The organism is Pseudomonas sp. HLG18, from assembly GCF_051903985.1.
GTDB classification, from domain to species: domain Bacteria; phylum Pseudomonadota; class Gammaproteobacteria; order Pseudomonadales; family Pseudomonadaceae; genus Aquipseudomonas; species Aquipseudomonas fluorescens_BT.
The window spans coordinates 3,740,097-3,761,319 of record NZ_CP195831.1; the positions used below are offsets into that span (position 1 = coordinate 3,740,097).

Annotated in this window: 19 protein-coding genes; 13 read left to right on the forward strand and 6 right to left on the reverse strand. The window is 61.6% G+C overall.

The window, feature by feature from the left end:
• The first annotated feature begins 44 nt into the window (after positions 1–44).
• On the forward strand, positions 45–422 hold the full coding sequence (gene mvaT / locus ACSPX5_RS17205; protein ID WP_007951234.1) for a histone-like nucleoid-structuring protein MvaT: 378 nt from the start codon (positions 45–47) through the stop codon (positions 420–422).
• Positions 423–522: 100 nt separating this feature from the next.
• Here mvaT and sbcB read toward each other — a convergent pair whose 3' ends face one another.
• The gene (gene sbcB / locus ACSPX5_RS17210; protein WP_439819963.1) at positions 523–1,953 is read right to left on the reverse strand and encodes an exodeoxyribonuclease I; all 1,431 of its coding nucleotides are present in this window, start codon (positions 1,951–1,953) and stop codon (positions 523–525) included.
• 180 nt (positions 1,954–2,133) lie between these two features.
• Between sbcB and ACSPX5_RS17215 the strand changes: the two genes are divergently transcribed.
• The 8 genes from ACSPX5_RS17215 to ACSPX5_RS17250 all read left to right on the forward strand — a co-directional run bounded on the left by ACSPX5_RS17215 (position 2,134) and on the right by ACSPX5_RS17250 (position 10,209).
• A complete protein-coding gene (locus ACSPX5_RS17215; protein ID WP_439819964.1) occupies positions 2,134–2,859 on the forward strand; it encodes an RDD family protein in 726 nt (241 codons plus the stop codon).
• On the forward strand, positions 2,856–3,833 hold the full coding sequence (locus ACSPX5_RS17220; RefSeq protein WP_323160709.1) for a stage II sporulation protein M: 978 nt from the start codon (positions 2,856–2,858) through the stop codon (positions 3,831–3,833). The genes ACSPX5_RS17215 and ACSPX5_RS17220 overlap by 4 nt, the downstream gene beginning before the upstream one ends.
• On the forward strand, positions 3,820–5,364 hold the full coding sequence (locus ACSPX5_RS17225; RefSeq protein ID WP_439819965.1) for a DUF4129 domain-containing protein: 1,545 nt from the start codon (positions 3,820–3,822) through the stop codon (positions 5,362–5,364). Before ACSPX5_RS17220 ends, ACSPX5_RS17225 begins: the two co-directional genes overlap by 14 nt.
• Positions 5,361–6,524, forward strand: a complete 1,164-nt coding sequence (locus ACSPX5_RS17230; protein WP_439819966.1) for a DUF4350 domain-containing protein — start codon at positions 5,361–5,363, stop codon at positions 6,522–6,524. The genes ACSPX5_RS17225 and ACSPX5_RS17230 overlap by 4 nt, the downstream gene beginning before the upstream one ends.
• Positions 6,521–7,522 carry an AAA family ATPase gene (locus ACSPX5_RS17235; protein WP_169431651.1) on the forward strand — a complete coding sequence of 334 codons (1,002 nt, stop codon included), beginning with the start codon at positions 6,521–6,523 and terminating at the stop codon, positions 7,520–7,522. Before ACSPX5_RS17230 ends, ACSPX5_RS17235 begins: the two co-directional genes overlap by 4 nt.
• A complete protein-coding gene (locus ACSPX5_RS17240; RefSeq protein WP_169431652.1) occupies positions 7,519–8,853 on the forward strand; it encodes a DUF58 domain-containing protein in 1,335 nt (444 codons plus the stop codon). Before ACSPX5_RS17235 ends, ACSPX5_RS17240 begins: the two co-directional genes overlap by 4 nt.
• A 193-nt stretch (positions 8,854–9,046) precedes the next feature.
• Positions 9,047–9,262 carry a hypothetical protein gene (locus ACSPX5_RS17245; RefSeq protein ID WP_169431653.1) on the forward strand — a complete coding sequence of 72 codons (216 nt, stop codon included), beginning with the start codon at positions 9,047–9,049 and terminating at the stop codon, positions 9,260–9,262.
• Positions 9,263–9,804: 542 nt separating this feature from the next.
• Complete coding sequence (locus ACSPX5_RS17250; protein ID WP_207866757.1) at positions 9,805–10,209, forward strand: DUF6124 family protein; 405 nt, start codon at positions 9,805–9,807, stop codon at positions 10,207–10,209.
• A gap of 46 nt (positions 10,210–10,255) precedes the next feature.
• Here the strand turns inward: ACSPX5_RS17250 and ACSPX5_RS17255 are convergent, their stop codons facing one another.
• Together ACSPX5_RS17255 and ACSPX5_RS17260 are read right to left on the reverse strand one after the other, a co-directional pair.
• On the reverse strand, positions 10,256–10,615 hold the full coding sequence (locus ACSPX5_RS17255; RefSeq protein WP_169431655.1) for a PilZ domain-containing protein: 360 nt from the start codon (positions 10,613–10,615) through the stop codon (positions 10,256–10,258).
• Positions 10,616–10,834: 219 nt separating this feature from the next.
• Positions 10,835–11,221: a tetratricopeptide repeat protein gene (locus ACSPX5_RS17260; protein ID WP_439819967.1), complete on the reverse strand. Its 387-nt coding sequence runs from the start codon at positions 11,219–11,221 to the stop codon at positions 10,835–10,837.
• A 172-nt stretch (positions 11,222–11,393) separates the two neighbouring features.
• Between ACSPX5_RS17260 and pyk the strand changes: the two genes are divergently transcribed.
• Entirely contained in the window at positions 11,394–12,845 is a 1,452-nt protein-coding gene (gene pyk / locus ACSPX5_RS17265; RefSeq protein WP_169431656.1) for a pyruvate kinase, read from the forward strand.
• A 55-nt stretch (positions 12,846–12,900) separates the two neighbouring features.
• Here pyk and ACSPX5_RS17270 read toward each other — a convergent pair whose 3' ends face one another.
• From ACSPX5_RS17270 to ACSPX5_RS17280, 3 genes are read right to left on the reverse strand one after another with little or no spacing between them, the layout of a single operon-like run.
• Positions 12,901–13,650, reverse strand: coding sequence for an enoyl-CoA hydratase-related protein (locus tag ACSPX5_RS17270; RefSeq protein WP_439819968.1), 750 nt, complete (start codon positions 13,648–13,650; stop codon positions 12,901–12,903).
• 29 nt (positions 13,651–13,679) lie between these two features.
• On the reverse strand, positions 13,680–14,615 hold the full coding sequence (locus ACSPX5_RS17275) for an iron-sulfur-binding ferredoxin reductase (protein WP_439819969.1): 936 nt from the start codon (positions 14,613–14,615) through the stop codon (positions 13,680–13,682).
• Positions 14,608–15,714, reverse strand: coding sequence for a GGDEF domain-containing protein (locus tag ACSPX5_RS17280; protein ID WP_169431659.1), 1,107 nt, complete (start codon positions 15,712–15,714; stop codon positions 14,608–14,610). Before ACSPX5_RS17280 ends, ACSPX5_RS17275 begins: the two co-directional genes overlap by 8 nt.
• Positions 15,715–16,025: 311 nt before the next feature.
• On the opposite strand from ACSPX5_RS17280, the gene ACSPX5_RS17285 reads away from it, so the two are divergent.
• The 3 genes from ACSPX5_RS17285 (at position 16,026) to ACSPX5_RS17295 (ending at position 21,184) form a co-directional block, all read left to right on the forward strand.
• Entirely contained in the window at positions 16,026–17,549 is a 1,524-nt protein-coding gene (locus ACSPX5_RS17285; protein WP_007960181.1) for a fumarate hydratase, read from the forward strand.
• 543 nt (positions 17,550–18,092) lie between these two features.
• The gene (locus ACSPX5_RS17290) at positions 18,093–19,853 is read left to right on the forward strand and encodes a sensor histidine kinase (RefSeq protein WP_169431660.1); all 1,761 of its coding nucleotides are present in this window, start codon (positions 18,093–18,095) and stop codon (positions 19,851–19,853) included.
• Positions 19,853–21,184 (forward strand): sigma-54-dependent transcriptional regulator, encoded by a 1,332-nt coding sequence (locus ACSPX5_RS17295; protein ID WP_169431661.1) that lies wholly within the window; start codon positions 19,853–19,855, stop codon positions 21,182–21,184. The genes ACSPX5_RS17290 and ACSPX5_RS17295 overlap by 1 nt, the downstream gene beginning before the upstream one ends.
• Positions 21,185–21,223: the final 39 nt, after the last annotated feature.

Consider the following 21,223-nt stretch of genomic DNA (forward strand, 5'->3'; position numbering starts at 1 on the left):
GCACTGTCCCCTGCCATCGCGCACTCCCACATAAGGTAGTAATCATGTCCTTGATCAACGAATACCGTGCCACCGAAGAAGCTATCAAAGAGCTGCAAGCTCGTTTGAAGAACCTGTCGCAAGACGACAAACTGCAAGCCGAGCTGGAATTTGAAGGCAAACTGCGCACACTGATGGGCGAATATTCCAAATCCCTGCGCGACATCATCGCGCTGCTGGATCCAGAATCCAAAACCAAAGCACCACGTGGCGGCGCAGCCAAAACTACCGGCACCAAGCGTGCTCGCAAAGTTAAACAATACAAAAACCCGCACAACGGCGAAGTCATCGAAACCAAAGGTGGCAACCACAAAACTCTGAAAGAGTGGAAAGCCAAGTGGGGCGGTGACGTGGTTGAAGGCTGGGCTACCCTGCTGGGCTAAGCCGCAACCCCCGTCGCAGCCCCCTGCGCGACATAAAAAAACGCCAGCATCCGCTGGCGTTTTTTTATGCCCGTCATTCAGGCGACGGACATGTTCGATTTCAAAGATTCAAACGTTTGCGTAATGCCTGGACATAGTTCTGCCATTCAATCAACACCTGGGCCTGCATCGGCGCAGCACTAAGCAGCCATTGCTCCATGGCCTCGGCAAAAGATTGCAAGGTATTAGGGGCACCCCACTCCGGTTCGGACAAGCGTTGCCGACAAAAGATTTGCCAGCGTTCTTGCTCTTCGAAACTCAACGTATCCGGAAAGTTACGCGCTCGATATCGAAACAACAATTCGGGCAAGCGTTCGTCATCGAACGGCCATTGCTCTCGCGCCAATTGCGCAGGATCTGCCGTCCTCACTTGCTCACATAGTCGCCGGTCTCGATCACCGATAAATCCGTCGTACAACTGTTGTTCCGGATCTTCACTCGGGGTGAAATCTTCGCTGGCATAAATCGCCGAGACTTTATCTTTCCAAACTTGTTGTGCGTCACTTAGTCGCAATGCGCGCGCCTGATAAAGCGCCATGTCCAGCCCCAGACGCTGCTGATCTTCAGCTCTCAGCACCGACAACGGCGCCACCACCGGGCACTTGTTGATGTGAATCAGCTTGAGCGGCACCGGCAGCTCACCCTCGGCCAGATCGTCGCGACGGGTATACAGGCGCTGGCGCAAGGCCTGTGCATCCAGATCCAGCAGGCCCTGCGGGTCCAGATGCAGATCACAGACGATCAACGCATTCTTGTTGCGCGGATGCCAGGCCAGCGGCAGCACCACACCGACAAAACTGCGGGCCGCCGAAAAGCGTCCGGAAATGTGCACCATCGGCTGCAACAGGCGAATCTGGTCCATGACCTTCTGCTTGCTGCGCAGCTGGAACAGCCAGTCATACAACCGGGGCTGTTTCTCGCGGATCAACCGGGCCAGGGCGATGGTGGCGCGCACGTCCGACAGCGCCTCGTGGGCGTTGCCGTGATCAATGCCATTGGCAGCGGTCAGGCGTTCGAGCTTGAGCGTCACCCGGCCTTCGTCATCGGTTGGCCAGACCAGCCCGTCGGGACGCAACGCATAAGCGGCGCGCACCACATCGATCAGGTCCCAGCGACTGTTGCCGCCCTGCCATTCACGGGCGTAAGGATCGAAAAAGTTGCGGTACAGGCTGTAGCGGGTCATCTCGTCATCGAAGCGCAGGGTGTTGTACCCCGCGCCGCAGGTGCCGGGGGCGGCGAGCTGGGCATAGACCCGGGTCATGAAGTCGGCTTCGCTCAAACCTTGCTCGGCGAGGCGGCTCGGAGTGATGCCGGTGATCGCGCACGCCGCCGGGTGCGGCAGGATGTCTTCGCTGGGCTGGCAGTAAAGATTGACCGGTTCGTCGATTTCGTTGAGTTCGTGGTCGGTGCGGATCCCGGCCACCTGCAACGGACGGTCGCATCGGGGATTGATGCCGGTGGTTTCGTAGTCGTACCAGAAGATGGAAGTCACGGGCGGTTCCTGAACTGAAGATCGGCAAAGTCTAGGCGTTCGACCGCCGTCGCGGCCAGCACCGCATCATTCAGTCACCTTTGGTTGAAAGATGTGTATGACATAGTGATGTCGTTTCCCCCCGAGAGACTGCTAGCATCGGATTCACTCGCATCCCGATCCGGCAACATCAGGTAGCCCATGCTCGAGACCACAGCACCGCCAAGGAAAGCACCGCTGGCCCCGCCACTGGAAACGCGGCACCAGGTTGAAACGCCGGAAGGCATCGACCTGCCGCTGCGTCCCGCCGGTCTGATGGTGCGTGCCGTGGCGTTTACCATTGATCTGGGGTTGCGCGGGCTTATCCTGGGCCTGCTGCTGATGTTGCTGGCGCTGCTCGGCAAACTCGGCATCGGCCTCGGCTCATTGCTGCTGTTTGTGGTGAGCTGGTGGTACATGGTGCTGTTCGAAGTACTGCGTCAGGGCCGCTCGCCGGGTAAACAATGGATGGGCCTGCGGGTGGTGCACGACGACGGCACGCCGGTCGGCTGGTCGGCCTCCCTGTTGCGCAACCTGCTGCGTTTTGTCGACCTGATGCCATTCGGCTACTTCCTCGGTGCGATCAGTTGCCTGCAACACCCGACCTTCAAACGCCTCGGCGACATCGCTGCCGGCACGCTGGTGATCTACAGCGAACGCCCGCTCAGGCACCCGCAGTTACCCGATGCGGAACCACGCCGCTCGCCGATCCCGCTGACCCTGACTGAACAACGCGCCCTGCTCGCCTTCGCCGAACGCCAGGGGGAACTGTCGACCGCGCGGGTCAACGAGCTCGCCGCATTGCTGACCCAGCCGCTGCGCATCAGCGCCCCCAAAGCCGTAGGCGAACTCAACAGCATCGCCCGTGGCCTGATGGGGCCGACATGAAACAAAGCCTTTTCGAAAGCCGCCACAAGGCCGAATGGGAGCGCTTTACACTCGCTCTCGAACGACTGGAACGAGGCAAGGACACTTCGCAGGTGGCCGAATTTCCCAAGGCCTATCGCCGACTCTGCCAACATCTGGCTCTGGCGCAGGAGCGTGGCTACAGCAGCTTTCTCGTCGACTCCTTGCAACAGCTCGTGCTGCGCGGTCATCAACAGCTTTACCGTCATCGCCGACAGCTCGGTGCCAGCCTGCTGAGTTTCATCCTCGCCGGATTCCCCCGGCTGGTAAGGGCGCAATGGCCTTTCGTGCTCGTGGCCGGGCTGCTGTTCTTCGGCAGCCTGGCCAGTTTCGGGGTACTGGTGTATCTGAATCCCGAATTGATCTACAACATGATCCCCGCCGAGCAGGTCCGCGAGATGCAGAGCATGTACGATCCGGTCGCCGGCCACCTCGGGCGCTCGGCCGAGCGCGCCGCCAGTGAAAACTGGGTGATGTTCGGCTACTACATCATGCACAACATCGACATCGCCTTTCAGACCTTCGCCAGCGGTTTGCTGCTGGGTCTGGGCAGTGCGTTTTTCCTGTTCTACAACGGCCTGACCATCGGTGCAGTGGCCGGGCACCTGAGTGAAATCGGCTTCGGTCAGACCTTCTGGCCTTTCGTGATCGGTCACGGCGCATTTGAACTCAGCGCAATTGTCCTGGCCGGCGCAGCGGGGTTGAAACTGGGTTGGACACTGATTGCACCGGGACGCCTGACTCGCGGTGAGGCCTTGAGACACGCGGCGCGCCAGAGTGTCCTGCTGATCTGCGGGGTGATGCTGTTCCTGCTGATCGCCGCGTTCATCGAGGCGTACTGGTCATCACGCACCGGGGTCACGTCGCAGACCAAATACCTGGTCGGCGCGGGACTCTGGCTCTGCGTGGCGATTTATCTGCTGTTCGCCGGAAGGAGCCGCCATGCGCCTGAGTGACGCGACGGTGGTGATCCGCCCACGCAGCACCTGGGAAGCCATGGACCTGGGCGTGCGCATGAGCCAGCAGCATCGGCGCTTGCTGATGACCAGCTGGGCCATCGTCACCCTGCCATTGTTTGCGGTCCTGAGCCTGTTGTTCTGGGATTCTCCGTCGCTCGCGGTGTTCATCTTCTGGTGGCTGAAACCGGCCTATGAGCGCTTGCCGCTGTACATCCTCTCCAAAGCCCTGTTCGGCGAAACACCCACTTTGCAACAGGCGTTACGCCAATGGCCGCACTTGCTCAAACCGCAACTGCTGGCCAGCCTGACCTGGCGACGCCTGAGCTTGAGTCGCAGCTTCCTGATGCCGGTGGTGCAACTCGAGGGCCTGGGCGGCCTCGCACGACAGCAGCGTGTGCGGGTGCTGCTGCAACGCAACGCCGGCGCGGCCCAGTGGCTGACGATCATCGGCGTCCATCTGGAAACGGCGCTGTGGATTGGCCTGATGGTGCTGTTCTATTTACTCCTGCCACAACAGGTCGAAACCGACTGGGACTGGCAAAGCCTGATCTTCGCCGCCGATCACCAATGGCGCTGGCTCGAGCACTTGACCAATGCCCTCTACGCTCTGGTACTGGTGATCTGGGAACCGATCTACGTCGCCTGCGGTTTCAGCCTCTACCTCAACCGGCGCACCATCCTCGAAGCGTGGGACATCGAACTGGTGTTCCGCCGCCTGCGCCAGCGCCTGAACAGCAGCGCGCTCGGTGTGCTGCTGGTGGTTTGCCTGTTGCTGCCGGGAGTCCCCTCGGCATGGGCCGCCGCCCCCGCCACCGCTCCGGATGCGCCCCGGCTTTTGAATCAGCCACTGACCAGCCAGGCGTCTCGCGACAGCATCAACGCCTTGCTCGAACAACCGCCGTTCAAGAACAAGGAAACCGTCACCCGCTATCGCTTTGGCGAAGATCCCGCCACCGCCGAAAAAGCCAAGGACGGCAAGACGCCGCAATGGCTGAAAACCCTGCTCGACTGGCTCAACGGTCAACACCTCAACGGGTTGGCCAAGGCGATTGAAGTGTTGCTGTGGGCCGTGGTGATCGCAGCACTCGGCGGGTTGATCTGGCGCTATCGCGAGTTTCTGCAGACGTTCGTCAGTCGTCGCCCGCGATTGCCCGAGCGGATAAAACGCCCCTTGCCACAGCAAGCCTTCGGCCTCGACCTGAGCCGGGAAACACTGCCCGACGACATCGCCGCCAGTGCCGAACAGCTCTGGCAGACCCAGCCCCGCGCGGCGCTCGGTCTGCTGTATCGGGCGCTGCTCAGTCACCTGCTGCACGATTTCAACCTGACACTGAAACCCGCTGACACCGAAAGCGAAGTACTGGCACGGATCGAACACTTGCAGCGTCCGGACCTGCTCGCCTACAGCCGTCACCTCACCGGCCACTGGCAGAACATGGCCTACGGACACCGCGTGCCGGCGGCGCATCTGCAACAGGAACTGTGCGATGGCTGGCGGTCACTGTTCGGCCATGGAGCCGCCCGTTGAACCGGCGCACGATCTGGCTGGCCGGCGCGCTGATCGTCGCTCTGCTGAGTGCGCTGGGCGTTTATCTGTACCTCAAGGCCACGCCTTACCAGACCGTGGTCGATCACGGCCCCTCGCCCGCCGCACAAGCCAATCCTTATCTGGCGGCGGAGATGTTTCTGCGCGGTCACGGGATAACCGTCGGCCATGCCGAAAGCCTGTCCGTGCTGCCCGAGATCGATCCGCGCCAACACACCCTGCTGTTGTTCAACGATCGTTCGAAAATGACGCCGCGTCAGGTCGATCAAGTCTTGAACTGGGCCCGGGCCGGCGGGCGGCTGGTATTCGTTGCCGAGTCGCTGTGGGATGAAAAGACCGGCCAGAGCAACGACCTGCTGCTCGACCGTGTGCAACTGCATCAGTCCCTGAGCAAGGATCTCAAAGACCCGCCGCCGGATGCCGACGAAGATCCCTACCCCAACCTGACCAAGCTCTATCTGGAAGACGAAGACGCGCCGGCCTACGCCGGGTTCGACACCGCGTTCCACCTCGACGACCCGAAAAACCTCGCCCAGGCCTGGGCCAACAGCGCCAGAGCCACCCACATGATGCAACTGCCCTACGGCGTCGGCTCGGTCACCGTGGTAACCGACGCCGAACTGTGGAAAACCCCGGCCATCGCTCAGCACGACAATGCCTGGCTGCTTTGGTACCTGAGCGCCGACACCTCCGTAACCCTGCTGTACAACACCGAACACGACGGTCTGCTGACTCTGCTCTGGCGCTACTTCCCACAAGCCATCGTCGCCCTGCTCGCCTTGATCGGACTGTGGTTGTGGCATGTCGGCGTGCGTCACGGGCCGGTGCAGGCCCCTGTCCCGAGCGGTCGTCGTCAGTTGATGGAACACCTGCGCGCCAGCGCCGATTTCATCCTGCGCCACAACGGCCAGCAGACCTTGCTGCAAGCCCTGCAGCAGGACGTCCTGCGCCGCGCCCGTCACCGTCATCCCGGTTTCGACCAATTGAACGTCGCCGAACAATGGCTGGCCTTGTCGCGCCTGACCCGCCAACCGACCCGTGCCATCAGCCAGGCCCTGAGCCCGGCACCGAAGCGGCGCCTGTCCAGCGCCGAATTCTGCCGTCAGGTCGCCCACCTGCAAGCCTTGAGGAACTCGCTATGACCGAACACATCGAACCCGGCTCGCCCAGCCACGCCGCCCAGCAACGTCACCGTGCCAGCCAGTTGGCACAAGCGGTACGCGGTGAACTGCAAAAGGTGCTGATCGGCCAGAACCCGGTGATCGACGACGTGCTGACCGCGCTGATCGCCGGCGGTCACGTGCTGCTCGAAGGCGTTCCCGGCCTCGGTAAAACCTTGTTGGTACGCGCCCTGGCAAAATGCTTCGGGGGCGAGTTCGCGCGCATCCAGTTCACCCCGGACCTGATGCCCAGCGACGTCACCGGCCACGCGGTCTACGACCTGCAGACCGAGCAGTTCAAACTGCGCAAAGGCCCGCTGTTCACCAACCTGCTGCTGGCCGACGAGATCAACCGCGCCCCGGCCAAGACCCAGGCCGCTCTGCTCGAAGCGATGCAGGAACGTCAGGTCACTCTCGAAGGCCGCCCCCTGCCGATTGCCCAGCCGTTCATGGTGCTCGCCACGCAGAACCCGATCGAACAGGAAGGCACTTACCCGCTGCCCGAAGCCGAGCTCGACCGTTTCATGCTCAAAGTACGCATGGATTACCCCGAAGCCGACCAGGAGCTGGACATGGTGCGCCAGGTCAGCCGCTCGACCCGCGCCGACATGCTCGACGTGCAACCGCTGCGCACCGTGTTGCAAGCCAAGGACGTGCAAGCCCTGCAGCGCATCGCCAGCGATCTGCCACTGGACGATCAGGTGCTCGATTACGCCGTGCGCCTGGCCCGCAGCACCCGTACCTGGCCGGGGCTGAGTCTGGGCGCCGGGCCACGCGCCTCCATCGCACTGGTGCGCTGCGCTCGCGCTCGCGCGCTGTTGCGCGGTGGTGAATTCGTGATCCCGGACGACATCAAGGGCTGCGCACTGGCGGTGCTGCGTCACCGGGTACGCCTTGCACCGGAGCTGGACATCGAAGGGCTGCAAATCGATCAAGTCCTTCAGCAACTGCTCGACCAAGTACCGGCGCCGCGCCTGTGAAACCCTCGCGCCTGCTGTTGATCTGGCTGGCGATCCTGCTGGTCATCGGCATTGTGCTGGGCGCGTTGCAGGCGCTGGACGTCGAGGTGCCATCGAGCCTGTTGTCGATCAACTGGGGATTGTTGCTGGCGCTGTTTGCGCTGAGCCTGCTGGACGCGCTGCGCCTCAAGCGCCTGCCCTCGCCCCGCGTACATCGGCATATGCCCGGCAGCCTGGCCCTCGGTCGCTGGAGCGAAATCCGGCTGGAGGTCGAACACGATTTCGCCCAGCCACTGCCCCTTCAACTCTTCGACCATGTACCCGACGGCCTCAGCTACGAAAACCTGCCGCTCTCGACCGAGCTGCAACCTGGCCAGCGCAGCCTGATCGGCTATCGCCTGCGCCCACTCAAGCGCGGCCACTTCAGCTTCGACACCTGCGAACTCAACCTGCCGAGCCCCTTCGGCCTGTGGTCCGGCAAACGCCTGCTGAACATCACTGATCACACCCGCGTCTACCCCGACTTCGCCCGCCTCTACGACGGCCAGCTGCTGGCGGTCGACAACTGGCTCAGCCAGCTCGGCGTACGCCAGCGCCAGCGCCGTGGCCAGGGAATGGAATTTCATCAGCTAAGGGAATTTCGCGAAGGCGACAGCCTGCGCCAGATCGACTGGAAAGCCACCGCCCGCCATCGCACACCGATTGCCCGGGAGTACGAAGACGAGCGGGATCAACAGATTGTTTTCATGCTCGATTGCGGGCGGCAGATGCGAAGTCAGGATGGGGAGCTGTCGCATTTCGATCATGCGTTGAATGCGTGTTTACTGTTGAGTCATGTGGCGTTGCGGCAGGGGGATGCGGTGGGCTTGTCCACCTTCGCCAGTGATCAGCCGCGGTTTATTGCACCGGTCAAAGGTGCGGGGCAGCTCAAGGTGTTGCTCAATGGTGTTTACGATCTGGATAGCACGCGGCGTTCGGCGGACTATCCGGCTGCGGTGAATCAGTTACTGGCCAGACAAAAGCGTCGGGCGCTGGTGGTGCTGGTGACGAATGTGCGGGATAAGGATGATGAGGAATTGCTGAACGCCGTCAGACAACTAAGCCACCGGCATCGAGTACTCGTGGCCAGCCTGCGTGAAAGCAAGCTTGAAGATAGACGGTATGCTCAGGTGCAAACGATTGAGCAAGCGCTTGAATACTGCGCAACAGTGGATTACCTGAACGCCCGATCGGTGCTCCATGAAAAATTGAGTGCCCAAGGAGTACAAGTGATAGATGTCCCCCCAAGTGAATTGAGCACAGACGTAATTTCGCGGTATCTGAACTGGAAAAAATCTGGAGCACTCTGCTAACACACTGTGAAATTCACACAGGAGGGCCAGATTAAAATTACGAAAATCAAAAAGTTCTAAACAATAAGCTGGCTCAGTTCACCCGCGGAGCATCACAGCTGATGCAGCTCACCATTTGAGTAGAAATCGCTAGCCAACTAACACTCGCAAATGCCACTGCTATGCTTAGTTTTTTGCAAAAAGGAGACTAAGAATGGCCGATCAATATTCTCTATCAGACGTGTTGGAAAGGATGTATCAGAATCAACTCGGCTTGGAAGCCGCTCTGATGGAATTTGTACTCCTGGTCGAAGCACAGGGAATGGTGGATACCGGAAACAACGTCCGGGAAGCACTTTTTACTATTGGAGAAAACGCTGGCTTCATCAAGCAAGGTTTGGCAAAGCTGAAAGGAAACCGTCCCAGCTAAAGCTTTCGGACTCTCACCGATGTCCAAGATCTTTCGATGTATTTCTTCTACGGTTCACGTTCTCTAAAACCAATCATTAACCGGGGGGGTTCTTACAGCTCGGCTCTCAAAAAAGCCCCCCTTTGCCTACGAATACGCTAGCCCTGCCCCGCGTGTAAAAACCCTCAAAAGAGATGCAGAACTGTTGTTCTCTCACTTTTTGTGGAGAACAAAAAAACGGTGGAATTGAGGCTACAACACGTGACGCTTTTGCCTACGTGTAAGCGCGAATCCGCTGGCTTGTGCACCTTGGCGTTGCCCCGTAACTTGATACCCGTCGCTGCCAATCAGCGGCCGGGTTTAGTCGCCCGAGGTAAGATAGGTTTGCAAACGCATCGTCCAGTCGGGTATTCCCTATCCCTGCACTCGATGGTGGCTGTGAGCAGGGTGCCCCCGGGCACGCCGGAAAAAGCCTACTTCCCCGGTCGACTAACCTGCTTACAGCTGCCACCCCCTCGTTTAGTCGCGAAGCGGTAACAGCCCAACTTATTAGGAAGTTAGGTATGTTCAAAGCTACACCAAATCCCCCATCAGACACCGATCCAAAGGACCCGACCGATCAACCCGATCCGGTCTCCCCCTACGCTTCAATCGATTCGAAAAAACTTCACGACGCAGCCCACAAGGCCCTCGACTTCTACCTGAACCCCAAGGCCGAAAAACCGCGCAACTCCGTGGATCGCGGCATGCAGATGTTCAAGGTCGACCCGGACATCAACCCCGAGGCGATCGCCATCCAGACCTACGAAACCTTTTCTTCGGTGAGCATCCTGCTGCTGGACCTGGCCGACAGCCTGGACGACAAGCCGCGGCATCTGGCGATGGCGATCTATCAGTTGAGCGAGATGGGATTGTTGCTGGCAGAGAGGACGCTGGATAACGAACGGGCGATTGCGATAACCGAGTAAGAAAAAAGGGCCACAACCTTCGGCAGGTTGTGGCCCTTTTTTGTTTTCAGGCCGAAGCCGGCAACGGCTGAAAACTGAAGTACTGCTTCAACGCCTCGACCAGTTGCCCATACTCCGGTGGTGTCCGGTACAGGCTGAAACCGGCGTCGTAATGCCGGGGAGTCGCGTCTTCATGGCACCACAGGCAGCAGGCGCTGAGATCAATCACCTGCTGGCAGTCAGCGCCTACAGGAATCTTCAGACGCAATTTGAATTCAGCACCGATCATCATCGGCAACTGGCTGATGAGCATCAGCCCGTCTTCGGAGACGTTGCCCAGAAAGCCGATGGGTTTGTCGGTGACGCTGTTGAACACTCGCAGAAAATACGGCAACTGGTGCCGTTCGATTCGACGGTCAGTAAACATGAACTTATCACCATGCAGGGCCCGGTAAACGGACCGCACTGTGCTTCGGAACGAACCTGCCCGACAGGTCCGCTCTCCCCGCTTCCGGTGTGGCGCTCGCCACGTAATGCTCATGCCAGTCGCAGGTGTTGCGCCGATGTGGAGTCCAGGCTCTAAACCGGTGTCATTGGACTATAGCTCACCTTGTACAGCCGGCCATATTTTGTAGGACAACCGCCATCAGAACCGGGTTGGACGTACCACCGCGGCAGCGCTGCGAGTCGGGTAGTGACCCAGACTCTGCAGGGTTTCCAGACGCGCGCGGGCGCGGTAGGCGTATTCGCTGTTGGGGTACGAGGTGATGATGAACTGATAGGTCTGCGCCGCATCGACGAACATTTTCTGCCGCTCCAGGCACTGGCCGCGCATCATCGATACCTCCGGCCACACGTAAGGGCGGGCACGGCTGGCGCGTTCGACCTTGGACAGTTCGAGCATCACCTGCTCGCAGTTGCCACGGTCGTAGGCGCTGTAGGCGTTGTTCAAATGATGGTTCATCGACCAACGGGTGCAGCCCGTGACGGCGAGGACGCTGAGGGCAAGGGCGGCAATGGGCACGAATCGCATGGGGTATTCTCCTGTCTTGTGATCATTATCGACCTCTGGCGAGAAATCTTCAGAGCCCTTTGCTCCGATTGTCGCGTTCAATAAAGAAAACAATAAGTAGTGCAAACGAACAATGACTACACCCAAAGAGCGTAGTAGCCTCTGCGAGCGCTTGAACCTGAGGAGTCTTTGCATGTCCGTCCGTCGTACCAAAATCGTCGCTACCCTTGGCCCGGCCAGTAACTCGCCGGAAGTTCTCGAACAGCTGATTCTGGCTGGCCTGGACGTCGCCCGTCTGAACTTCTCCCACGGCACCCCCGACGAGCACAAGGCTCGCGCGAAGCTGGTGCGTGACCTGGCTGCCAAGCACGGCCGCTTCGTCGCCCTGCTGGGTGACCTGCAAGGCCCGAAAATCCGTATCGCCAAATTCGCCAACAAGCGCATCGAGCTGAAGATCGGTGACAAGTTCACCTTCTCCACCAGCCATCCGCTGACCGAAGGCAACCAGCAGGTGGTCGGCATCGACTACCCGGATCTGGTCAAGGACTGCGGCGTGGGCGACGAGCTGCTGCTCGACGACGGCCGCGTGGTGATGCGCGTTGAAACCGCCACCGCGACCGAACTGAACTGTGTCGTGACCATCGGCGGCCCGCTGTCCGACCACAAAGGCATCAACCGTCGCGGCGGCGGCCTGACCGCGCCGGCCCTGACTGAAAAAGACAAGGCCGACATCAAGCTCGCCGCTGAAATGGAAGTCGACTACCTCGCCGTGTCCTTCCCGCGTGACGCTGCCGACATGAACTACGCCCGTCAACTGCGCGACGAAGCCGGCGGCACTGCCTGGCTGGTGGCGAAGATCGAACGCGCCGAAGCCGTGGCCGACGACGAAACCCTCGACGGCCTGATCAAGGCGTCCGACGCGGTAATGGTTGCCCGTGGTGACCTGGGTGTGGAAATCGGCGACGCTGAACTGGTGGGCATCCAGAAGAAAATCATTCTGCACGCACGCCGCCACAACAAGGCGGTGATCGTGGCGACCCAGATGATGGAGTCGATGATCCAGAACCCGATGCCGACCCGCGCCGAAGTGTCCGACGTGGCCAACGCCGTGCTCGACTACACCGACGCCGTGATGCTGTCGGCCGAATCCGCTGCCGGGGCTTACCCGCTGGAAGCCGTGCAGGCCATGGCGCGCATCTGTGTCGGCGCTGAAAAGCACCCGACCAGCAAGACCTCCAGCCACCGCATCGGCAAGGAATTCGAGCGCTGCGACGAGAGTATTGCGCTGGCGACCATGTACACCGCCAACCACTTCCCGGGCGTCAAGGCGATCATCGCGCTGACCGAAAGCGGCTACACCCCGCTGATCATGTCGCGTATCCGTTCGTCGGTGCCGATCTACTGCTTCACCCCGCACCGCGAAGCCCAGGCCCGCGCTGCGTTGTTCCGTGGCGTGTACACCGTTCCGTTCGACCCGGCCTCGCTGGCCCCGAACGAAGTCAGCCAGAAAGCCATCGACGAGCTGGTCAAGCGCGGCGTGGTGGAGAAAGGCGACTGGGTCATCCTGACCAAGGGCGACAGCTACCACACCACCGGCGGCACCAACGGCATGAAGATCCTGCACGTGGGCGACCCGCAGGTCTGAGTGACCGGTTGCTGAAAACGAAAAGCCCCGCCATGTGAATGGCGGGGCTTTTTCGTTAATGCCGCTTGATGAACCCGGTCAACGCCGCCAACGCCTCCGGCGAGCGCAGTCGCTGGGTGAACAGTGCGCCCTCCTCCTCGATCACTTTGCGAATCAACTCGCGATCCGGTGCGCGCATCAACTGCTTGCTGATCCGCACCGCCTCGGCCGGCAGCTCGTCAAACCGCAGCGCCATCTCCCGCGCCTTGGCCAACGCGGCTTCGCCGCTGCCCAATGCCTCGGTCGCGATCCCCCATTGCGCCGCTTGCTCACCGGTAAAGCCCTCACCGAGCAGCAACAATTCCGAGGCTTTGGCCTGCCCGAGCAATCGCGGCAGGATCAGGCTGGAGCAGAATTCCGGGCACAACCCGAGGTTGACGAACGGCATGCGCAACCGGGCATTCCGCGCCACGTACACCAGATCGCAATGCAACAGCAGCGTCGTACCAATCCCCACCGCCGCCCCGGCCACGGCGGCGATCACCGGTTTGCGGCATTCGAGCAGTTCAAGCATGAAATGAAACACCGGGCTGTCGAGGTCGCTCGGCGGTTGCTGGATGAAGTCGGCGATGTCGTTGCCGGCGGTGAAGCACTCGGCGCTGCCGGTGATCAGCACGGCGTTGATTTCCGGGTCGCGGTCGGCCTGTTTCAGGGCGTCGGCCAACTGGCTGTACATGACGCGGGTCAGGGCGTTTTTCTTGTCCGGGCGGTTGAGGCGCAGGGTCAGCAAACCGCGTTCACGGTGCAGCAGGATGGCGTCGGGCATGGCAGGTCTCGCGTCTGAGAATTCAGCGCTCAACCACGGCTCAGGAAGACATCGGCCAGCAGTTGATTGCGCGGCAGTCCGGCCAGGAACAGGCGCTTGGCAAAGGCGTCGACGCTGGCCGTCGAGCCGCAGACTAAGGCCAGGGTTTGCCGGGAAACAAGGCGCAGTTGCGCCAAAGCGCCCGGCAACTCGGCCGCCGTCCACCGTTCGACGCTGAGGTTTTCCCGCTGCGCGGCCAGTGCCTCAAGGGGTTTGGCCAGGTAATGCCCGTCGGCATCATGGGCCAGGTGAATGACGCGGATGGCGCCCCGATGATCGTGACGCAAGGCTTCGCGCAACACGCCGAACAACGGGCCGAGCCCGGTGCCGGCGGCGAGCAGCCACAGCGGCCGGTCGTGCCAGTCCGGGTCGTAATGCAGCGCGCCGCCGCGCAGTTCGCCGAGGCGGATCGGGTCGCCGATCTGCAAGCGCCGGGCAGCATCGCTGAATTCGCCGGGCTGGCGGCAATCGAGGTGAAATTCGAGAAAGCGGTCCTCTTCCGGCAGGCTCGCCAGCGAATACGGCCGCGCAATGTGGCCGGCCCACAGCACCAGATGCTGTCCGGCGCTGTAGCGCAACGGCCGCTGGGGTGTCAGGCGCAATCGCAACACGCTGTCGCCGAGCCAGTCCAGCGCTTCGACCGTGGCCGGGCGCCCATCGGTGACAGGGTCGAAGGTGTGCACCTGCAAGTCTTCGACGACCTGACACTGGCAGGCCAGCCGCCAGCCCTGCTCACGCTGTTCGGCGCTCAGGGCATCGGGGCGACTGTCGGCAGGCAAACCCCGGACGCATTGCACCAGACACGCATGGCAACTGCCGGCGCGGCAGCTGTAAGGCACCGCCACACCGTTCTGATTGAGGGCATCGAGCAGGTTGCTGCCCGCCGCCACCGACCACTGTCGTTCACCGACCCGCAGTTCAGGCATCGACGTTCTCCCACGCCGCCGCGCAACGGTTGCGCCCGTCGCGCTTGGCCCGGTACAGCGCCTGATCGGCGCGCTGCAAGGCGTCGTCCAGATCATCGCCCAGTTCCAGCAGGGTCATGCCGGCGGACAAGCTCAGGTTTTTCACATTCAGGCCCACCAGTTCAACGTCGGTGAAGGCGATGCGCAGGCGTTCGCAACAGGCGGTCAGCCGCTCGGCGTTGCAATCGGGCAGCAGCACCACGAATTCTTCACCACCATAACGCGCCAGCACGTCGCCGTCGCGCAGGCAGGCTCCGGCCACACCGGCGAAGGCCTGCAAGACCTGATCGCCGGCGGCATGGCCGTGAATATCGTTGATGCGTTTGAAGTGGTCGAGGTCGATCAGCGCCAGACCGTGCACCACGTCGGCCTCCATCGCATTCAACTCGCGGGTGGCCAGGCGCAGGAAATGCCGACGGTTGAACAGCCCGGTCAATTCGTCGGTAGCCACCAGGTCTTCGAGCTGGCGCATCATCCCGCGCAACGTGTCCTGATGCGCCTGCAAGGCAAACCGGCGCTGACGCATGCGTTGTCGCGAGGTCTGGACGAAGCGCGCGTAAATCACCAGCCACGCCAGCACAATCAACAGGATGCAGGCCTGCAACGCGGACAGCGCCGGATCGTGCAGACGCATGTGATAACCGTCCCACAGCGTGATCGCGCAGAAACTGAAGAACACCAGCATCGCGCAGCGCACGAAGGCCCGCCGCGACAGATGGAACAGGCCGAACAGCAGGATCAGCACATAGAAGACCAGGAACTCGCCCCGGGCCTCTTGCAGATGCGCGATCAGCCACGTCTGCCAGCCGAGGCCGAGCAGCACTTGCGCTTCGGTCAGGCTCGGGTCGGAAAACCGCAGGTTGGCGCCTGAGAAAAACACCGCGAACAGGGTCGCCTGGCTGATGACCACCAGGGCGCTGCCGACAGCGACGCCTGCCAGCGAGTCTTCGTAGTGTCCGGTGAAATACGCCAGCCACAGCAGCAGCAAGGCCAATCCATAGGTGGCTGCAGCGAGGGCAAAGCGTTTAAGCAAAAGACGTTGAATGGCGTTATGGGTCAATCGTTGACTCACCGTGCGATAAGAGGCTGACCGAGTGTCCTACTCTACAGACCGGCTGCCACTTTAGTGGCCCAGTCGATAAATGACCATTGATTTTCGGGCCGGGTATTTGGCGTCAAAAACCTGCAGCCATGCGACCAACGAATGACTCCGGGCAGATGTGCCCGCCACCGAGGCGCGGTATACTGCCGCGCCTTTTTAGCGTCGCGCCAGCAGCCCCGGCGTGCCTTGAAAGGTGTCTGCGACCGACCGATGCACCCAAGCCGCAGGCACCTTATTGAATGTTCCCGTCTTTTAGAGGAGCGCGACTCATGACCGTGATCAAGCAAGACGACCTGATTCAGAGCGTTGCCGACGCCCTGCAATTCATTTCCTATTACCACCCCGTGGACTTCATCCAGGCGATGCACGAAGCCTACCTGCGCGAAGAATCGCCAGCGGCCCGTGACTCGATGGCGCAGATCCTGATCAACTCGCGCATGTGCGCCACCGGCCACCGGCCGATCTGCCAGGACACCGGCATCGTGACCGTGTTCGTGCGTGTGGGCATGGACGTGCGTTGGGATGGCGCGACCATGAGCCTGGACGACATGATCAACGAAGGCGTGCGCCGCGCCTACAACCTGCCGGAAAACGTCCTGCGTGCTTCCATCCTGGCCGACCCGGCCGGTGCGCGTAAAAACACCAAGGACAACACCCCGGCGGTCATCCACTACTCCATCGTCCCGGGCAACACCGTGGAAGTGGACGTGGCGGCCAAGGGCGGCGGTTCCGAGAACAAGTCGAAAATGGCCATGCTCAACCCGTCCGACTCGATCGTCGACTGGGTACTCAAGACCGTTCCGACCATGGGCGCAGGCTGGTGCCCACCGGGTATGCTGGGCATCGGCATCGGCGGTACTGCCGAGAAAGCCGCCGTGATGGCCAAGGAAGTGTTGATGGAATCCATCGACATTCACGAGCTCAAGGCCCGTGGCCCACAGAACCGCATCGAAGAAATGCGTCTGGAGCTGTTCGAGAAGGTCAACCAGCTGGGTATCGGCGCCCAGGGCCTCGGTGGCCTGACCACCGTGCTCGACGTGAAGATCATGGATTACCCGACCCACGCCGCTTCCTTGCCGGTGTGCATGATCCCGAACTGCGCCGCTACCCGTCACGCGCACTTCGTGCTCGACGGTTCCGGCCCTGCTTCGCTGGAAGCGCCACCGCTGGACGCCTACCCGGAAATCGTCTGGGAAGCCGGCCCGTCGGCCCGTCGCGTCAATCTCGACACCCTGACCCCGGAAGACGTGCAGAGCTGGAAGCCGGGCGAAACCGTCCTGCTCAACGGCAAGATGCTCACCGGTCGCGACGCCGCGCACAAGCGCATGGTCGAGATGCTGAACAAGGGTGAAACCCTGCCGGTAGACCTCAAGGGTCGCTTCATCTACTACGTCGGCCCGGTTGATCCGGTCGGTGACGAAGTGGTTGGCCCGGCCGGCCCGACCACCGCCACGCGGATGGACAAGTTCACCCGTCAGATCCTCGAGCAGACTGGCCTGCTGGGCATGATCGGCAAGTCCGAGCGCGGCCCGACCGCCATCGACGCGATCAAGGACAACAAGGCTGTGTACCTGATGGCCGTCGGCGGTGCCGCTTACCTGGTGGCGCAGGCGATCAAGAAGTCCAAGGTCCTGGCGTTCGCGGAGCTGGGCATGGAAGCGATCTACGAGTTCGAGGTCAAGGACATGCCGGTCACCGTTGCGGTGGACAGCAAAGGTGAGTCGGTGCACATCACCGGTCCTGCGATCTGGCAACAGAAGATCAGCGAAAGCCTGGCGGTTGAAGTGCAGTAAGCGCTTCATCTGCCAGCAAAAAGGCCGGGCGGTCAGCAATGATCGCCCGGCCTTTTTTTCGCCTGCCATAAAGTGCCGGCACCAGCACCTGTCAGATCTGACAGGTGTCGAAAGAAAAATGCTTTGTTAGCGTGCAATCTCGGCATTCACTGGTTACGTCGCCATGGTTCCTGATGCAGATGCGCTAGTCACCCCGCCCTCCATTGCCAAAACCGCGTCCATTGCCACCAATGGGCGCAGTTGGGGAGAGATCGGTGCGAGCGGGCAACGGTCTTACTCTCTGACGCTGCCGACGATGTCATGCAGGCTGACGGAACCGACCTGCGGCCCGAACTGACGACGCGCGGCAAGATCAAGGCCAACCTGGATCGGCAAACGGGAAAAGTCACGAACATGCTCCGCGGTCTGGCCAATACGGTTCGAACCCACAGAGCCAGCCCAAAAGTCGTGGCCTGAACGCACATAATTTATGCCTCGACAACCCTGCCGCCACAGGGAGGCATGTTATCGTGCCACCCCGTCCTGCCATCCATTCGTCCCAGCATGCTGCCGACTTCCCGTACCTTGCGTCTGTCGTTGTATACCCTGCTGATCATCGCCGGTGCCGCCCTTGCTGCAACGCTGGCAATCCGTCACGCCGAACGCCAGGCGCTGGAAGAAGACGCTGCCCGGGCCAATCAGCAACTGGCGCTGTACGCCAACTCGCTGCACACCCTGATCGACCGCTACCGCGCCCTGCCCGCCGTGCTCGCGCTGGATCCGCAATTGCGTGCGGCGCTGGCCGGTCAGGTGGATGCCGAACAGCAGGCTGCGCTGAATCTGAAGCTGGAAAAGATCAACGGCGCCGCACAGTCCTCGACCCTGGAGCTGCTCGATCACACGGGTCTGGCGGTGGCGGCCAGCAACTGGCGCTTGCCCAGCAGTTACGTCGGCCACAATTATGGCTTTCGCCCCTACTTCAGCCAGACCCGCACTCAAGGCACCGGGCGCTTTTACGCGGTCGGCGTGACCAGCGGGATTCCCGGTTATTTCCTGTCCAGTGCCGTGCTCGGTGACAGCGGCGAGTTCCTCGGGGCGATGGTGGTCAAACTCGAATTCCCGGAGCTTGAACGCGAATGGAGCCATGGCAACGATACTCTGCTGGTCAGCGATGCCCGGGGCATCATCTTCATCGCCAACCAGCCGGACTGGCGCTATCGCCTGCTGCACCCGCTGAGCCCGGCCGATTACCGCGAGATCAAGGCCACCCGCCAATACGACAAACAGTCGCTGGTGCCGCTGACGCATCTGTCGCTGCGGCGCTTCGATGACAACAGTGATCTGCGTCGCGTCGAAGGTCCGCAAGGCACGGCGGATTACCTGTGGGAATCGCTGCCGCTGACCGCCGAAGGCTGGACCCTGCACCTGCTGCGTCGCCCGCAACTGTCCTTCGAAGACCAACGCAATGCCGGGCTCGCTGCTGCCGGGGTGTGGCTGGCGCTGGTATTCCTGTTGCTGTTCCTCAACCAGCGCTGGCGCCTGGCAAAAATGCGCCAGCGCAGCCGCGAAGAGCTTGAGCAACTGGTCGAAGAACGCACCCGTGATTTGCGTACCGCCCAGGATGGTCTGGTGCAATCGGCGAAACTCGCGGCACTGGGGCAGATGTCGGCGGCGCTGGCTCACGAAATCAATCAGCCGCTGACCGCCCAGCGCATGCAACTGGCGACCCTGCGCCTGCTGCTCGATCATGGGCGCGTCGATGACGCCTACAAGGCGCTCAAACCGGTGGATGACATGCTCACGCGCATGGCGGCCCTCACCGGTCATTTGAAAACCTTCGCCCGCAAGAGCCCCAGCGGCCTGCGCGAACGGCTGGACCTGGCGACGGTGGTCGATCAGGCCTTGCAGTTGCTGGACGCCAGAATGCGCGACGAACAGGTCAGTCTGGTGCTGCACCTGACCCGGCCGGCGTGGGTACGCGGCGATGCGATCCGTCTCGAACAGGTGCTGATCAACCTGCTGCGCAACGCCCTCGATGCGATGCAGGGCAAACCGTGCAAGCGTCTGGAAATCCGCCTGGAAACCGACGAGCAACTGTGGCGCCTGAGCGTCATCGACAACGGCGGCGGCATCGCCGAAGAACATCTGGGGCAGGTATTCGATCCGTTCTTCACCACTAAACCGGTGGGTGACGGGTTGGGTCTGGGGCTGGCGGTATCATTCGCCATCGTTCATGAATCCGGCGGACGCCTGTGCGCCGAAAATGGCGACAACGGCGCGGTGTTCAGCCTGACCTTGCCGATCGATCTGGAGGCGCACATCTGATGCTCAATTCGGTGATGGTGGTCGATGACGAAAGCAGCATTCGCAGTGCCGTCGAACAATGGCTGAGCCTGTCCGGGTTCGAGGTGCAGCTGTTCAGCCGCGCCGAAGAATGCCTGGCGGCGTTGCCGGCGCATTTTGCCGGGGTGATTGTCAGCGACGTGCGCATGCCCGGCCTCAGCGGCCTTGAGCTGCTGGCCGAAGTGCAGCGCCGCGATGCCGACCTGCCGGTAATTCTGCTGACCGGCCACGGCGATGTGCCGATGGCGGTCGAAGCCATGCGCGACGGCGCCTACGATTTTCTGGAAAAACCCTTCAGCCCCGAGACCCTGCTCGGCAGCCTGCGCCGGGCACTGGACAAGCGTCGGCTGGTGCTGGAAAACCGCGCCCTGCACGAACAGGCCGACAACCGCGCCAGACTGGATGCGACGCTGCTGGGTGTGTCCCGTAGTTTGCAGACCCTGCGCCGGCAGGTACTGGACTTGGCGACGCTGCCGGTCAACGTGCTGATCCGTGGCGAAACCGGCAGCGGCAAGGAACTGGTCGCCCGTTGCCTGCACGACTTCGGCCCCCGCGCCGATAAGCCGTTCGTGGCGCTGAACTGCGCGGCGATCCCCGAGCAACTGTTCGAAGCCGAGTTGTTCGGGCATGAAAGCGGCGCGTTCACCGGCGCCTCGGGCAAGCGCATCGGCAAACTGGAATACGCCGATGGCGGCACGCTGTTTCTCGATGAAATCGAAAGCATGCCGCTGGCCCAGCAGGTGAAACTGCTGCGGGTGTTGCAGGAGCAGAAGCTGGAGCGGCTGGGGTCGAACCAGAGTATTCGCGTGGACTTGCGCATCGTCGCGGCGACCAAACCCGACTTGCTGGATGAAGCGCGGGCCGGGCGTTTTCGCGAAGACCTGGCGTATCGTCTGAACGTCGCTGAGCTGCGATTGCCGCCGCTACGGGATCGTCGCGAAGACATTCCGCTGTTATTTGAATCCTTCGCCCAGAGCGCCGCCCAGCGCTTGGGCCGGACGTTCCCGCCGCTCAGTGGTGCGCAGTTGAGCCACCTGCTCAGCCATGACTGGCCGGGGAATGTGCGTGAGTTGGCAAACGTGGCCGAACGTCAGGTGCTGGGGCTGGATGAACCGGTGCAAGGCATCGATCCGGGCCAGTCGCTGGCGGCGCAGCAGGAAGCGTTTGAAGCGCAGTGTCTGCGGGCGGCGTTGACCCGGCACAAGGGTGATGTGAAAGCCGTGCTTGAAGAGCTGCAACTGCCGCGTCGAACCTTTAATGAAAAGATGCAGCGCCATGGTTTGACCCGGGAGATGTTTGTGCAGGGTAGTTGATTTTTACAGTGCCTGATCGGGCCCCTTCGCGGGCAAGCC

Excerpts from the sequence above, each read along its gene's own strand:
- ACSPX5_RS17215 (WP_439819964.1), top strand. The coding sequence starts at position 2,134 with ATGCTCGAGACCACAGCACCGCCAAGGAAAGCACCGCTGGCCCCGCCA.
- pyk (WP_169431656.1), top strand. The coding sequence starts at position 11,394 with ATGTCCGTCCGTCGTACCAAAATCGTCGCTACCCTTGGCCCGGCCAGT.
- ACSPX5_RS17220 (WP_323160709.1), top strand. The coding sequence starts at position 2,856 with ATGAAACAAAGCCTTTTCGAAAGCCGCCACAAGGCCGAATGGGAGCGC.
- ACSPX5_RS17235 (WP_169431651.1), top strand. The coding sequence starts at position 6,521 with ATGACCGAACACATCGAACCCGGCTCGCCCAGCCACGCCGCCCAGCAA.
- ACSPX5_RS17270 (WP_439819968.1), bottom strand. The coding sequence starts at position 13,650 with ATGCCCGACGCCATCCTGCTGCACCGTGAACGCGGTTTGCTGACCCTG.
- ACSPX5_RS17275 (WP_439819969.1), bottom strand. The coding sequence starts at position 14,615 with ATGCCTGAACTGCGGGTCGGTGAACGACAGTGGTCGGTGGCGGCGGGC.
- mvaT (WP_007951234.1), top strand. The coding sequence starts at position 45 with ATGTCCTTGATCAACGAATACCGTGCCACCGAAGAAGCTATCAAAGAG.
- ACSPX5_RS17250 (WP_207866757.1), top strand. The coding sequence starts at position 9,805 with ATGTTCAAAGCTACACCAAATCCCCCATCAGACACCGATCCAAAGGAC.
- ACSPX5_RS17245 (WP_169431653.1), top strand. The coding sequence starts at position 9,047 with ATGGCCGATCAATATTCTCTATCAGACGTGTTGGAAAGGATGTATCAG.
- ACSPX5_RS17285 (WP_007960181.1), top strand. The coding sequence starts at position 16,026 with ATGACCGTGATCAAGCAAGACGACCTGATTCAGAGCGTTGCCGACGCC.
- ACSPX5_RS17255 (WP_169431655.1), bottom strand. The coding sequence starts at position 10,615 with ATGTTTACTGACCGTCGAATCGAACGGCACCAGTTGCCGTATTTTCTG.
- ACSPX5_RS17290 (WP_169431660.1), top strand. The coding sequence starts at position 18,093 with ATGCTGCCGACTTCCCGTACCTTGCGTCTGTCGTTGTATACCCTGCTG.
- ACSPX5_RS17225 (WP_439819965.1), top strand. The coding sequence starts at position 3,820 with ATGCGCCTGAGTGACGCGACGGTGGTGATCCGCCCACGCAGCACCTGG.
- ACSPX5_RS17295 (WP_169431661.1), top strand. The coding sequence starts at position 19,853 with ATGCTCAATTCGGTGATGGTGGTCGATGACGAAAGCAGCATTCGCAGT.
- ACSPX5_RS17260 (WP_439819967.1), bottom strand. The coding sequence starts at position 11,221 with ATGCGATTCGTGCCCATTGCCGCCCTTGCCCTCAGCGTCCTCGCCGTC.